Source organism: Pseudomonas mucidolens, from assembly GCF_900106045.1.
In the GTDB taxonomy this organism is placed as follows: Bacteria; Pseudomonadota; Gammaproteobacteria; order Pseudomonadales; family Pseudomonadaceae; genus Aquipseudomonas; species Aquipseudomonas mucidolens.
In genome coordinates this window covers 5,681,597-5,695,255 of the sequence record NZ_LT629802.1, presented here as the reverse complement: position 1 = coordinate 5,695,255, position 13,659 = coordinate 5,681,597, and the positions used below count along the sequence as shown (strand labels likewise).

Here is a 13,659-nt window from a genome sequence, read left to right as displayed (position 1 = left end):
AGTGTCGCGCCCGTTTACCGTCAACCGGAATAGCCGCCATGGCCCGCAAAAAAGTTGCACTCGATTTCGAACAATCCCTCGCTGACCTGCAAACCCTGGTCGAGCGTCTGGAGAACGGAGAGTTGTCGCTGGAAGACTCGTTGACGGCATTCGAGCAAGGCATCGGCCTGACCCGCGACTGCCAGAGCGCGCTGGCGCAGGCCGAGCAGAAGGTTCAGGTGTTGCTGGAGCGTGATGGGGAGTTGGCCGAAGAACCTTTCGACGCGGAACACGCTGAATGATCGACGTCTATCAAGCCCACAGCCAGGCCCGTGTCAACGCGGCGCTGGAGCCGCTGTTTGTGGCGCCAAGCCCCGAACTGCAGCGTCTGTATGAGGCGATGCGCTACAGCGTGATGAACGGTGGCAAGCGCATCCGGCCGTTACTCGCCTACGCGGCCTGCGAAGCCCTCGGCGCGGCGGCGGAGCAAGCCAACGGCGCGGCCTGCGCGGTGGAGTTGATTCACGCCTATTCCCTGGTGCATGACGATTTACCGGCGATGGACGATGACGACCTGCGCCGCGGCCAGCCCACCACCCACAAGGCGTTTGACGAAGCCTGTGCGATTTTGGCCGGTGACGGCCTGCAAAGCCTGGCGTTCAGCGCACTGCTCGACCCGCGCTTGAGCGACGTCAATGCCGAGATCCGTTTGCGCATGGTCACCGCGCTGGCAACGGCCGCCGGCCCTGCGGGCATGGTCGGCGGGCAGGCGATTGATTTGGGTTCTGTCGGCCTCAAGCTGGATCAGCACGCCCTGGAATACATGCACCGCCACAAGACCGGCGCGCTGATCGAGGCTGCCGTGCAGCTCGGCGCCCTGGCCAGCGGCCGTGCCGACGCGGCGCAACTGGCCGCCTTGCAGTGCTACGCCCACGCCATTGGCCTGGCGTTCCAGGTGCAGGACGACATTCTCGACGTGGAAAGCGATACCGCGACCCTCGGCAAACGCCAAGGCGCCGATATCGCCCGCGACAAGCCGACTTATCCGTCGCTGCTCGGCCTGGAAGCGGCCAAAGCCTACGCCATCGAGCTGCGTGATTTGGCACTCGATGCCCTGCGACCTTTCGACGCGGCGGCCACGCCGTTGCGTGACCTGGCGCGGTATATCGTCGAGCGTCGCCACTGACTGCTGCGCTCATCTGGGCTGCATATCGGCCAAGTTCGGCGCTCCGCGTGGGCAGTTTGCGATGCTTGAGGTAAACTGCCGCCTCTTCTATACCTATAACGATTCGCCTGATGCCCACGACGTTTCAAGAGATTCCCCGCAAACGCCCGTCCACGCCCCTGCTCGACCGTGCTGCCACGCCGGACGGCCTGCGTCGTCTGGGTGAAGCCGAGCTGGAAACCCTGGCCGATGAACTGCGCCTGGAATTGCTCTACACGGTCGGTCAGACCGGTGGGCATTTCGGTGCCGGCCTTGGCGTCATCGAGCTGACCATCGCCTTGCATTACGTCTTCGACACCCCGGACGACCGGCTGGTGTGGGACGTCGGTCATCAGGCCTATCCGCACAAAATCCTCACCGGACGCCGCGAGCGCATGGCCAGCCTGCGCCAGAAAGACGGGATCGCCGCCTTCCCGCGTCGCTCCGAGAGCGAATACGACACCTTTGGCGTCGGCCACTCCAGCACCTCGATCAGCGCAGCGCTGGGCATGGCGATTGCCGCCCGCCTGCAAAACAGTGATCGCAAGGCGATTGCCGTGATCGGTGACGGCGCGCTGACCGCCGGCATGGCGTTCGAAGCGCTGAACCATGCGCCCGAGGTGGATGCCAACATGTTGGTGATCCTCAACGACAACGACATGTCGATCTCGCGCAATGTCGGCGGCCTGTCCAACTACCTGGCGAAGATTCTGTCCAGCCGCACCTACGCCAGCATGCGCGAAGGCAGCAAAAAGGTGCTGTCGCGTCTGCCCGGCGCCTGGGAAATCGCCCGCCGTACCGAAGAATATGCCAAGGGCATGTTGGTCCCCGGCACATTGTTCGAGGAGCTGGGCTGGAATTACATCGGCCCTATCGACGGCCATGATCTGCCGACGCTGATTGCCACCTTGCGCAACATGCGTGACCTCAAGGGTCCGCAGTTCCTGCATGTGGTCACCAAAAAAGGTAAAGGTTTCGCCCCGGCGGAAGTCGACCCGATCGGTTACCACGCCATCACCAAGCTCGATCCGCTGGACGCGCCGGCCGCGGCGCCGAAGCAAGCCAGCGGACCGAAGTACTCCGGTGTGTTTGGCGAATGGCTGTGCGACATGGCCGCCGCCGACGCACGCCTGGTGGGCATCACCCCGGCGATGAAGGAAGGCTCCGATCTGGTGGCGTTCAGCGAGCGTTTTCCGCTGCGCTATTTCGATGTGGCGATTGCCGAGCAACACGCCGTGACCTTTGCCGCCGGCATGGCCTGTGAAGGCGCCAAGCCGGTGGTGGCGATCTATTCCACGTTTCTGCAGCGCGGCTATGACCAGCTGGTGCATGACGTGGCGGTGCAGAACCTCGACGTGCTGTTCGCCATCGACCGTGCTGGCCTGGTGGGTGAAGACGGCCCGACCCATGCCGGTAGTTTCGACTTGTCCTACTTGCGCTGCATTCCCGGCATGCTGGTGATGACCCCGAGTGACGAGAACGAACTGCGCAAGATGCTCAGCACCGGCCATCTGTACAACGGCCCGGCCGCCGTGCGCTACCCGCGCGGCAACGGTCCGAATGCACTGATTGAAAAGGATCTGGAACCGATCGAAATCGGCAAGGGTATCGTCCGTCGCCAAGGCCAGCGTGTCGCCTTGCTGGCCTTCGGCGTGCAACTGGCCGAAGCCCTGAAAGTCGCCGGGAAGATCGACGCGACCGTGGTGGATATGCGTTTCGTCAAGCCGTTGGACGAAGCCCTGGTGCGTGAGCTCGCCGCCGGACATGAGTTGCTGGTAACCCTCGAAGAAAACGCCATCATGGGCGGCGCAGGCGCGGCGGTCAGCGAGTTCCTGGCACGCGAGAATATCCTCAAGTCGGTGCTGCACCTGGGCTTGCCGGACAGTTACGTCGAACACGCCAAGCCGGCGCAAATGCTCGCCGAGTGCGGGCTGGATGAAGCCGGTATCGAGGCAGCCGTGCGTGAGCGTATGGCCTTGCTCGGCCTGTAATCCTGCCCTCGGTAGAACCCGGATCAAATAGTGGGAGCGGGCTTGCTCGCGATAGCGGTCTATCAGACACATCGGTGCTGAATGTGCCACCGCGATCGCAGGCAAGCCAGCTCCCACCTTTGTTTGGTATTGCTTCGAAAGCCATGGATAGCCCATGAAATATCTTCGCGTTGCCGTCCCACTTCTGTTGTTGCCCGCCCCGCTCCTGTTTGCCGATACCCGCGACGCGGCCCTGAAGCTGCCCGACGTGGTGATCAGCGCCAACCGTCAGGTCCAGGCGCGCAATGACAGTAGTGCCGCCAATACGGTGTTTACCCGGGCCGACATCGAGCGCCTGCAACCCTCCAGCGTCAGCGACCTGCTCAGGCGGGTGCCGGGTGTGCAGGTCTCACAGGCTGGCGGTCGCGGGAGCCTCGCCAGTATCTACATTCGAGGCACCAAATCGGCACAAAGCCTGGTGCTGGTGGATGGGCAACGCATCGGCAACTCGACCTCCGGCGACAGCAACCTGCAACACCTGAACATTCAGCAGATCGAGCGCGTGGAAGTACTGCGCGGGTCGCGCTCGGTGATCTACGGTAGCGATGCAATTGGCGGAGTGATTCAGATTTTCACCCGCCGCAGCAGCGAATCCGGCCTGCAACCACGCCTGCACGTAGGATTTGGCAGCCACCAGAGCTGGGAACGCAGCCTGGGTTTGTCCGGTGGTAACGAGCAAACCCGCTTCAACCTCGGTGCGAGCCTGGATGACACCCACGGGATCAATCGCACCCATACGTCGTATCCCAGCGATGGCGACCATGATGCCTATCGCAATCAGTCGATCAGTTTCAGCCTGAGCCATGCCTTCAATGACGACATCGAGGCGGGGCTGAATGTGCTGGATAACCGCGGCAAAAGCGAGTTCGACAATCCGTTCGGACGCTACGACGCCAATTATCAGGTTTTCCAGCAAACGCCCTACAGCAAGTTCACCGTAAGCGGCGTCAGCAGCTATGTCGATGCGCGCATCAACGATGCGTGGACGTCCCGGATAGAGTTGGGCCACAGTGAAAACCGTGAAAAAACCCTCGACAAACTCAGTGACGACCGTGGCGTGTTCAACACCTATCGCAACTCGCTGAACTGGCAGAACGACCTGAGGCTCAACCCACAGAACAGCCTGATTCTGGGCGGCGACTGGTACGAAGACCAGGTCAACAGCAACACAGCGCTGGCCGAAGACAGCCGCTGGAACCGTGCAGCGTTTATCCAGCACCGCTTTGAAGGGCAGCTTTTTTCCACCGAGCTGGGCCTGCGCCGCGACCAGAACCAGCAATTCGGCGGCCAGAACAGTTGGAGCGGCACGCTCACCCTCCCCCTCAACCCGGACAATGACCTTTTGTTGAGCTACAGCGAGGGCTTTCGCGCGCCAACCTTCAACGACCTCTACTACCCGAACAACTATGGCGTGAACAGCAACCCCGACCTGAAACCCGAGACCTCGAAAAGCTATGAAGTGCAGTGGCGCAGCCAACTCAGCGACACCCGCCGATTGGAAGCCTCGCTGTACCGAACCGATATCAAGGATGCCATCGTGTTCGTCGGTAGCGACGGCCCGCAAAACGTTGCGTCAGCGCGTATCAATGGTTTCGAAGCAGCACTCAAGCAAGAGCTGCTGGGTTGGCAGAGCAGCCTTGGACTGGCAATCATCGACCCTCGCGACCGCGACAGCGGTAACACCCTGACGCGTCGCGCCCGACGCACGCTGAGCCTGGACCTTGATCGCCAGTTCGAGCAATTCGCCGTCGGCGCCAGTTGGCAAGCCGTCAGCGGCAGCTATGTCGACGTAAAGAATCAGCAGCGACTGGGCGGTTACGGGCTATTGGGATTGCGCGGCAGTTGGGCAGTCAATCCCGAGATCAAGCTGGACCTGAAGCTCGATAACCTGCTCGACAAAGATTACAGCCAGGCGCTGTATCAGCACCAAGGCACGCAGTATGGCTACCGGGAAGAAGGTCGTGCGCTGATGCTCGGTGTGACCTGGACGCCGCAAATCTAAGCCTCAACCGCCTAGGCATCTACCCAACTGTCAGAAACTGACAAATTTCCCTGGTTTTGGGGCCGCTTCGCAGCCCAACGCGGGGCAAGCCCGCTCGCCACAACAGCTCTACCTGCCAGGAGTTAAGCGTTGAGGCAAAATTGTGTAGATACCTATGCCTCAACGGCCAGGGTCAAGCACTTCGCACAACCTGGCCACCGCCTCCACCATCTGCCCGCTGGGCCGTTCCAGCCCCTTATCCGGGATGATCAGCAAGCGCCCTTGCTCCACGGCCGCGACCTGGGGCCAGGCGCTCCAGGCATTCAACTGCATTTGGTCAGTCGCCAGAATCACCTCGGGATTGCGCTGCAGCACCGACTCGATACTGATCTGCGGCGCCGGCAGCTTCAGGTCGTCGAATACATTGCGCGCCCCGCAGACGCTCAGCGCATCACTGATGATCTGCGCGCCGCCCACGGTATACAACGGCGGACTCCAGACTTGATAGAACACGCGCAATGGCTCGGCCCGCTGATATTGGCGGCGCAGCCCGGCAATGCGCTGGCGCAACTGCGCAGCCAATTGTTGGCCCGCCTCGGCACGCCCCAATTGCCGGGCGATGGCTTCGACCTGGCTGGTCAGCTGTTCCAGGCTATGCGGTTCGGCGACGTAGACCGGGATGTTCAGGCGTTGCAATTGCTCGCGCTGCGCACGCCCGACGCTACCGGGCCAGAGCAATACCAGATCGGGCTTGAGGCTGAGCAGTTGCTCCATGTTCAACTGCCCGTAGCGACCCACCGATTGCACGTTCGCCAGCGCCGCGGGCCGCTCGCCGCCGTCGAGGACACCCACCAGCAGCTCGGCGGCCCCCAGTTCAACGACGATTTCAGATAAGGACGGGGCGAGGCTGACCACCCGCTCAAACGCCGTTGCCGACGCGCTTGCGGCCAGCAACAGCAGCGCCAGCCAGACGCGCATCATCCCAGCTGACGCGGGATGCGGTACAGGTAGAACAACACCAGGGTCGATAGCGCCAACAGGAACAGCGGCACCGCTTCCAGGCCGACAAAGACCGCCAACGCACCGATCCAGGCGGGGAACGCCGCCACCAGCAACGCCGCGCGACGACGGGCAGCCAACGCGATCCAGGCGGCGGGCTCCTCGGCGGTGTCGAGGGCTTTGCCAGTGGCGATCAACGCGTGTTTATAAGGGTGAAAGTAGCGCAGGCTGGCGAACATAGACGCGGCGCCGGCGATAAAAAACGGCATCGCCAGCATCGGCAACAACGGCTCGCTCTTGCCAAACAGCATATTGATCACGAACAACGGCAGCAGCGCCAGCGCCAGGTACTGCCACCAACTGACCGACAAGCGCCGTTTGACCTGGCCGCGCGTCACGCCCGGTCGACCTCGCTCTGGTGCTCGTTACCCATCATATGATCGAGCTTGCTGGCCTTGGTCGCCAGATAGAGCTTGTTGTGCGGATTGTGACCGGTGTGCAACGGCACACGTTCGGCGACGGTGATGCCCATGTCGGTCAAGGCGTTGACCTTGCGCGGGTTGTTGGTCATCAAGCGCAGGGATTGCACGCCCAGATGCTCAAGCATCGGCAGGCAGATGGCGTAGTCGCGCTGATCAGCGGCGAACCCCAGGCGCTCGTTGGCTTCCACGGTATCGGCGCCACCGTCTTGCAGCTCGTAGGCGCGAATCTTGTTCAGCAGACCAATGCCACGGCCCTCCTGACGCAAATACAGCAACACGCCACGACCTTCACGGGCGATGGCCTGCAAGGCGGCTTCCAGTTGCGAACCGCAGTCGCAGCGCTGGCTGAACAACGCGTCACCGGTCAGGCATTCGGAATGCAAGCGCCCCAGAACCGGGGCACCGTCGGCGATATCGCCCAGGCTCAGCACGACATGTTCGCGGCCGGTGGCTTCTTCAAGAAAGCCATGCATGGTGAACGTGGCAAAAGGGGTAGGCAACTTGGAAGCGGCGACGAAAACGACGGGCACCGTGTGCTCCTGATTTCAGATTTCACAGAGGCGAGCATTGTAACAGCAGGTTCCTACAGACGCTTACGCTGAATTATCGCTGATAAAGATCAATCGGTTCGATTGGCCTTTGTCCTGGATCTATGGGCGTCAGAATGGATACGGCTGCTCCCATTGCTCGAAGATCGGTTTTAACTCGCCGCTTTTCACCAGCGCGCCCATTCGGGCGTCAAACAATGCCATCAGCGCCCGCCCCCGCGGATTGTCGGTAAAGCCGAGGAACAACGGTAACTCGGTCACCCGCGTGAGCGTGAAGGCAGACGGGTCCGGGGCCTGGCTCAGGATATATTGCGCTTCCTCCAGGGCTTCAATGTAGAAATCTGCCCGGTGATGCTGGAGCATCGACAAGATGCCACTGCGCCGCTCGATCTGGTTGAAACGCCGAATGTTCGGCAAGTATTTCTCGTACCGGTAGCCGCGCACCCAGGCCAGACGGTAATCGCCCAGGGTCGCCAGGGTCGGCGTCGGGCCGCTCGCCAGCCCCACTGCGTAGACGGCGTCGAAATCAAAGTGCCAGCGCGGATACAGCACGCCCTCGACTTCATTACGGTAGGCACCGACCCAGGCGTCGACTTCGCCGCGCCGGGCCAGGCCGACCGAACGGGTATAGGGCATGGTCTGGATGGCCACCTTGACCCCGGCCGGCTCGAACACTCTGCGCAACACATCCCAGGCCAGACCGCTGCCATCGGCGTTGGTGTAGTCAGCCCAGATTTCACTGGCGAGGCGAATATCGCCAGGCACCGCGCGGACTTCATCGGCCCGTACCGAGCAGCTGAATACACAGAGCAATATCAATAAACAGTGACGAACAACCATAACCACGACCTCAGGTAGAACACGGCAAGATGGAGGTGTCAGTGCGTTTCGCGAAAATGCTGGTAGCCGCGCATTACCGGGGTAATGTCCAGTCCGACGGAATCCACCAGAGCCACCCCTTGACCTTGCTCCACCCGTCCGACCACCTTGACCGGCCAGCCGCTGTCCAACAATGGAGCCAGCTCGGTCGGGGGCAGCGTGAACAGCAGCACATAATCGTCACCCCCGCTCAAGGCCGCGGACCGGGACTCCTCCTCGCCGAGAAACGCCAGCAGCTCCAAGGATAAGGGTAGTCGTTGTTGCTCAATCACCAAGCGTAGCGCTGAAGCCTTGGCGATATGCCCACAATCGGCCAACAAGCCGTCAGAGATGTCCATGGCTGATGTAGCCTTGCCCCGCAGCGCCAAACCCAGGGCCAACTGCGGTTGTGGCGACCAGTAATGGGCCAGCAGCGGCTCGGCAATCGCTGGCGGCGCGGTGCGCTGGTTCAGGACCAGCGGCAAGGCGCCGGCGGCGTTGCCCAGGTCCCCGCCGACACACAGCAAATCCCCCGGCTGCGCGCCACCGCGGGTCAAGGCCAGGCCGCTCGGGACGCGACCAAACACCGTGACGGTCAGGCTCAGCGGCCCACGCGTGGTGTCACCCCCCACCAGGCCTATGCCACAGCGCTGAGCCATGGCGTTCAAGCCCTGGGCATAGCGTTGCAGCCAATCGGCCGAAACCGTGGGCGTGGTGAGTGCGAGGGTAAAGGCCAACGGATTGGCGCCCATGGCCGCCAAGTCGCTGACCGCCACGGCCAGCGAGCGCTGGCCGAGCAGGAAAGGATCGCACGGGTCGGCAAAATGCACGCCAGCCACCAAGGTATCGGTGGAAACCGCCAACTGCTCCCCGGCAGGGAGCGCCAGCAAGGCGCAGTCATCACCGATCCCCAGGGCAATGCCTTCGCCGCCTTGCGCACAGGGCGCGGCGGCAAAGTACTTACGGATCAGCTCAAACTCGCCCATCGGGGACCCAAGCGCGAATCAGCGCTTGTAGGCCTTCACTTCGGCCTCACGCAGGCGTGGAGCGAGCTTGTCGAGCACACCGTTGACGAACTTGTGACCGTCGGTCGAACCGTAGACTTTCGCCAGTTCGATGCCTTCGTTGATCACCACGCGATACGGTACGTCGACGCGCTTGAGCAGTTCCCAGGTAGACAGACGCATGACGCACAGCTCGACCGGGTCCAGCTCTTCGATGGTCAGGTCCAGGCAGGGCGTCAGCGCGGCATCGATCTCGCTCAGGTTGGCGTGCACACCGTGCAGGATGTCGTGGAAGTAGCTCTGGTCGGCGAAGGTAAAGTCATTGTCGACGCGAAACTGGGCTTCGATTTCGTTCAACGAAGCACCCGCCAGGTGACGCTGGTACAGCGCCTGGGTCGCCAACTGACGAGCAGCGCGACGCTTTTCCTGCTTGGAAGGCTTGCCGGCGTCCGCAGAGCGTGGCTCGCGCGGGTTGAAACGATCGCTTTCGTCGCTAATCACTTGGCCTCCAACTGCGACAGCAGGCTGACCATTTCCAGGGCGGACAAAGCAGCTTCAGCGCCTTTGTTGCCGGCCTTGGTGCCGGAACGCTCGATGGCTTGCTCGATGGAGTCAACGGTCAGCACGCCAAAGGCTACCGGTACGCCGAATTCCATGGACACCTGGGCCAGGCCCTTGGTGCATTCGCCGGCCACGTATTCGAAGTGCGGGGTACCGCCACGAATGACCGCGCCCAGGGCGATGATCGCCGCATACTCACCCTGCTGGGCAACTTTCTGCGCAACCAGTGGAATTTCGAAGGCGCCAGGGGCGCGGATCAGGGTGATATCGCTTTCGCTCACACCGTGGCGAACCAGGGCGTCCACGGCACCGCTTACCAGGCTTTCAACCACGAAGCTGTTAAAGCGGCCAACCACCAGGGCATAGCGGCCCTTGGGGGCGATGAAGGTACCTTCGATGGTCTTCAGGGTCATTCGACAAATCTCTTAAAGAGCCGGGACGCGTTCATTACGCGTCCCTTAGTGATATTTGAACCGCGAACAAGGGGCTGAAATCGCCGGCCTTTATTCGGAGGGCACGTATTCTACAACTTCCAGGTCGAAACCGGATATCGCATTAAATTTCATCGGCGCGCTCATCAGGCGCATTTTGCGCACGCCGAGGTCGCGAAGGATCTGCGAACCGGCGCCGACGATGCTGTAGGTGGTCGGTTTTTTCACCGGTACCTGGTCAGCGGTTTCGCGGATATGCGCCAGCAATACGTCACCATCCACCGGGTTGCCCAACAGCAGCACCACACCGCTGCCCGCCTCGGAAACCGCGGCCATGGCGGCGCGCAGGCTCCAGCGCCCCGGTTGCTTGACCATCAACAGGTCGCGCAACGGGTCCATGTTGTGCACGCGCACCAGGGTCGGCTCTTCCGCGCTGATGATGCCCAGGGTCAGCGCCATGTGCACGTCGCCTTCCACCGAATCACGGTAGGCCACCAGGTTGAATTGTCCCAGTTCGCTGTCCAGCGGCTGCTCGGCAATCCGCTGAACGGTACGTTCGTGGATCATCCGGTAGTGAATCAGGTCGGCGATGGTGCCGATCTTGATGCTGTGTTCAGCGGCAAAGGCTTCCAGCTCTGTGCGACGGGCCATGGTGCCGTCGTCATTCATCACTTCGCAGATCACTCCGCTCGGCTCGAAACCGGCCATGCGCGCCAGGTCGCAGGCCGCTTCGGTGTGACCGGCGCGGGCCAGCGTGCCGCCAGGCTGGGCCATCAGCGGAAAAATATGGCCCGGGCTGACGATGTCTTCGGCCTTGGCGTCTTTCGCGGCAGCCGCTTGCACGGTGCGGGCGCGGTCGGCGGCGGAGATACCGGTGGTCACGCCAGCGGTGGCTTCGATCGATACGGTGAACTTGGTGCCAAACCCCGAGCCATTGCGCGGTGCCATCAGCGGCAGCTTGAGCAGCTCGCAGCGCTCGCGGCTCATGGGCATGCAGATCAGGCCCCGTGCGTGCTTGGCCATAAAGTTGATGTGTTCAGGCTGGCACAGCTCGGCGGCCATGATCAGGTCGCCTTCGTTTTCACGGTCTTCGTCATCCATGAGAATGACCATCTTGCCTTGGCGGATGTCTTCAACCAGTTCTTCGATGCTATTGAGCGCCACGCGGCACCCCCTTGGTCAGGATTTCAGGTAGCCGTTGGCGGCCAGAAAACTTTCGGTGATGTTACCAGGCCCTTGTAAAGAGTCAGGCTCTGCGGCCTTGTCGCCCATCAGCAGGCGCTCCAGGTAACGGGCAAGCAAGTCCACTTCCAGGTTCACCCGGCGTCCTGGCTGATAAGACGCCATGATGGTTTCGCTCAGGGTGTGGGGAATGATAGTCAGCTCAAACTCGGCGCCATTCACGGCGTTCACGGTCAGGCTGGTGCCGTCGACGGTGATCGAGCCTTTGTGGGCGATGTACTTGGCCAGTTCTTTCGGCGCACGAATGCGAAACTCCACGGCGCGCGCGTTTTCGCTGCGGGCCACCACTTCGCCTACGCCGTCGACATGACCGCTGACCAGATGCCCGCCGAGACGGGTGGTCGGGGTCAGGGCTTTTTCCAGGTTGACCGGGCTCCCGGCCTTGAGGTCGTTCATCGCCGTGCAGTCCAGGGTTTCGCGGCTGACATCGGCGGCAAAACCGTTGCCAGGCAACTCGATGACGGTCAGGCACACACCGCTGACGGCGATGCTGTCGCCCAGCTTGACATCGCCGAGGTCGAGCTTGCCGGTTTCAACCAGCAGGCGAACGTCGCCGCCTTTGGGGGTCATGGCGCGGATGCTGCCGATGGATTCGATAATGCCGGTGAACATGCAGTCCTCCTGGGGGCTCGGCGCAGGCCGGAAATTATACGTCCGCTGAGGGCGCGGGAATGGCAGTGACTCGCCAGTCATCGCCGACAGCGCGCATTTCAGTGATCTTGAGTTGGGGGCCGTCCGCGAGCTTCTCAAGCGGCCAATCCAGCAACGGCCGGGCAGCGGAGCCGAGGAACTTGCCAGCGACGAATATCACGTATTCATCCACCAGGCCTTGCTGGGCCAGCGCGCCGGCCAGGCTCGGACCGGCTTCCACCAGCACTTCGTTGACGCCCCGGCCAGCCAGCGCAACCAGCGCCGAGCGCAGATCCACTTGGCCTTCGACGCCGGGCACCACCAGACACTCCGGGCCCGTCGGGTATTGGTTGTCCGGCGTTACACAGGTGATCACCAGCGCCGGCCCGGCCTTGAAGAACGGCGCATTCAACGGTACGCGCAGGCGACCGTCAATCAATACGCGCAGCGGTGGCCGGGACATGGCCTGTGCGGTGGTCGCCTCATCCAGCCCCAGCTCGGCGGCGCGGACGGTCAAGCGCGCGCCATCGGCCAGCACCGTGTCGGCACCGGTCAGCACCACGCTGGCCTGGGCCCGTAGGCGCTGCACGTTGGCGCGTGCCGCCGGGCCGGTGATCCATTGGCTTTCGCCGCTGGCCATGGCCGTGCGACCGTCCAGGCTCATCGCCAATTTGACCCGTACAAACGGCAGGCCGTGTTCCATGCGCTTGATGAAACCTTGATTGAGCAGCCGCGCCTCAGGTTCAAGTACGCCACTCTGGACCGCGATTCCGGCCTGGGCCAGACGCTGTAAGCCACGTCCAGCGACTTCCGGATTGGGGTCCTGCATCGCCGCCACGACGCGGCCGACACCTGCGTTGATCAACGCATCGGCGCACGGCGGCGTGTGACCGTGATGACTGCAGGGTTCCAGCGTCACGTAGACCGTGGCGCCACGGGCCTGACCGCCAGCGGCGCGCAAGGCATGGACTTCGGCATGGGGTTCGCCGGTGCGCACGTGCCAGCCTTCACCGACCACCTGCCCGTCGCGCACGATCACGCAACCCACCCGCGGGTTCGGATGAGTGGTGTACACGCCCTTGCGCGCCAACTCCAGGGCGCGCGCCATGTAATGAGCATCGAGGATCACTTGCTCAGCAGACAGAACATTCATTCTTTAACCGGCTCACGAGCCAGGCGGTCGATTTCTTCACGGAACTCATTGAGGTCCTGAAAGCGTCGATACACCGAGGCAAAACGGATATAGGCGACTTCGTCGAGCTTTTGCAGCTCGGCCATCACCAGCTCTCCAACGACCAGGGATTTGACCTCGCGCTCGCCGGTCGCCCGCAGCTTGTGCTTGATATGCGCCAGCGCCGCTTCCAGCCGCTCGACACTCACCGGGCGTTTTTCCAGGGCGCGCTGCATACCGGCGCGCAGTTTGTCTTCGTCGAAGGGCTGACGGCTGCCGTCGGATTTGATCAGGCGCGGCAGCACCAGTTCGGCGGTTTCGAAGGTGGTGAAACGTTCACCGCAGGCCAGGCATTCACGCCGGCGACGCACTTGATCGCCCTCGGCGACCAGACGCGAGTCAATGACCTTGGTGTCGTTGGCACCGCAGAAGGGACAGTGCATGGTGGCAGGCAACAAAAAATGGGAGGGCCATGGTAGCGCATCCCCGTCGCAAGACAAGCCATAGCCTTTACGGTATATAGGCTGACTAGTATGTTT

15 protein-coding genes are annotated in these 13,659 nt (G+C 62.4%); 4 read left to right on the top strand and 11 right to left on the bottom strand.

What is annotated here, in order from left to right; all coding sequences use genetic code 11:
* Nucleotides 1-38 precede the first annotated feature (38 nt).
* From BLU75_RS26330 to BLU75_RS26315, 4 genes are all read left to right on the top strand, one after another.
* Entirely contained in the window at nucleotides 39-281 is a 243-nt protein-coding gene (locus BLU75_RS26330; protein WP_084379775.1) for an exodeoxyribonuclease VII small subunit, read from the top strand.
* Nucleotides 278-1,165, top strand: coding sequence for a (2E,6E)-farnesyl diphosphate synthase (gene ispA / locus BLU75_RS26325; RefSeq protein WP_084379774.1), 888 nt, complete (start codon nucleotides 278-280; stop codon nucleotides 1,163-1,165). The genes BLU75_RS26330 and ispA overlap by 4 nt, the downstream gene beginning before the upstream one ends.
* Nucleotides 1,166-1,275: 110 nt before the next feature.
* A complete protein-coding gene (gene dxs, locus BLU75_RS26320; RefSeq protein WP_084379773.1) occupies nucleotides 1,276-3,174 on the top strand; it encodes a 1-deoxy-D-xylulose-5-phosphate synthase in 1,899 nt (632 codons plus the stop codon).
* A gap of 154 nt (nucleotides 3,175-3,328) precedes the next feature.
* Nucleotides 3,329-5,215: a TonB-dependent receptor domain-containing protein gene (locus tag BLU75_RS26315; protein WP_084379772.1), complete on the top strand. Its 1,887-nt coding sequence runs from the start codon at nucleotides 3,329-3,331 to the stop codon at nucleotides 5,213-5,215.
* Between the two features lie 159 nt (nucleotides 5,216-5,374).
* Here BLU75_RS26315 and BLU75_RS26310 read toward each other — a convergent pair whose 3' ends face one another.
* The 11 genes from BLU75_RS26310 to nrdR form a co-directional block, all read right to left on the bottom strand.
* Nucleotides 5,375-6,175: a cobalamin-binding protein gene (locus tag BLU75_RS26310; RefSeq protein WP_167413912.1), complete on the bottom strand. Its 801-nt coding sequence runs from the start codon at nucleotides 6,173-6,175 to the stop codon at nucleotides 5,375-5,377.
* On the bottom strand, nucleotides 6,172-6,591 hold the full coding sequence (locus BLU75_RS26305) for an MFS transporter (RefSeq protein ID WP_084379770.1): 420 nt from the start codon (nucleotides 6,589-6,591) through the stop codon (nucleotides 6,172-6,174). Before BLU75_RS26305 ends, BLU75_RS26310 begins: the two co-directional genes overlap by 4 nt.
* Nucleotides 6,588-7,205 carry a GTP cyclohydrolase II gene (gene ribA, locus BLU75_RS26300; RefSeq protein WP_084379769.1) on the bottom strand — a complete coding sequence of 206 codons (618 nt, stop codon included), beginning with the start codon at nucleotides 7,203-7,205 and terminating at the stop codon, nucleotides 6,588-6,590. Before ribA ends, BLU75_RS26305 begins: the two co-directional genes overlap by 4 nt.
* Nucleotides 7,206-7,334: 129 nt before the next feature.
* A complete protein-coding gene (locus BLU75_RS26295) occupies nucleotides 7,335-8,063 on the bottom strand; it encodes a substrate-binding periplasmic protein (protein ID WP_084379768.1) in 729 nt (242 codons plus the stop codon).
* Between the two features lie 38 nt (nucleotides 8,064-8,101).
* The gene (gene thiL, locus BLU75_RS26290; RefSeq protein ID WP_084379767.1) at nucleotides 8,102-9,067 is read right to left on the bottom strand and encodes a thiamine-phosphate kinase; all 966 of its coding nucleotides are present in this window, start codon (nucleotides 9,065-9,067) and stop codon (nucleotides 8,102-8,104) included.
* Between the two features lie 18 nt (nucleotides 9,068-9,085).
* A complete protein-coding gene (gene nusB / locus BLU75_RS26285; RefSeq protein ID WP_084379766.1) occupies nucleotides 9,086-9,586 on the bottom strand; it encodes a transcription antitermination factor NusB in 501 nt (166 codons plus the stop codon).
* Nucleotides 9,583-10,059, bottom strand: a complete 477-nt coding sequence (gene ribH / locus BLU75_RS26280) for a 6,7-dimethyl-8-ribityllumazine synthase (RefSeq protein WP_003194576.1) — start codon at nucleotides 10,057-10,059, stop codon at nucleotides 9,583-9,585. Before ribH ends, nusB begins: the two co-directional genes overlap by 4 nt.
* Nucleotides 10,060-10,149: 90 nt before the next feature.
* Nucleotides 10,150-11,241: a bifunctional 3,4-dihydroxy-2-butanone-4-phosphate synthase/GTP cyclohydrolase II gene (gene ribBA / locus BLU75_RS26275; RefSeq protein ID WP_084379765.1), complete on the bottom strand. Its 1,092-nt coding sequence runs from the start codon at nucleotides 11,239-11,241 to the stop codon at nucleotides 10,150-10,152.
* Between the two features lie 15 nt (nucleotides 11,242-11,256).
* Entirely contained in the window at nucleotides 11,257-11,931 is a 675-nt protein-coding gene (locus BLU75_RS26270) for a riboflavin synthase (RefSeq protein WP_084379764.1), read from the bottom strand.
* Nucleotides 11,932-11,965: 34 nt separating this feature from the next.
* Nucleotides 11,966-13,102, bottom strand: coding sequence for a bifunctional diaminohydroxyphosphoribosylaminopyrimidine deaminase/5-amino-6-(5-phosphoribosylamino)uracil reductase RibD (gene ribD / locus BLU75_RS26265; protein WP_084379763.1), 1,137 nt, complete (start codon nucleotides 13,100-13,102; stop codon nucleotides 11,966-11,968).
* The gene (gene nrdR, locus BLU75_RS26260; protein WP_165447488.1) at nucleotides 13,099-13,563 is read right to left on the bottom strand and encodes a transcriptional regulator NrdR; all 465 of its coding nucleotides are present in this window, start codon (nucleotides 13,561-13,563) and stop codon (nucleotides 13,099-13,101) included. The genes ribD and nrdR overlap by 4 nt, the downstream gene beginning before the upstream one ends.
* Between the last annotated feature and the right edge of the window lie 96 nt (nucleotides 13,564-13,659).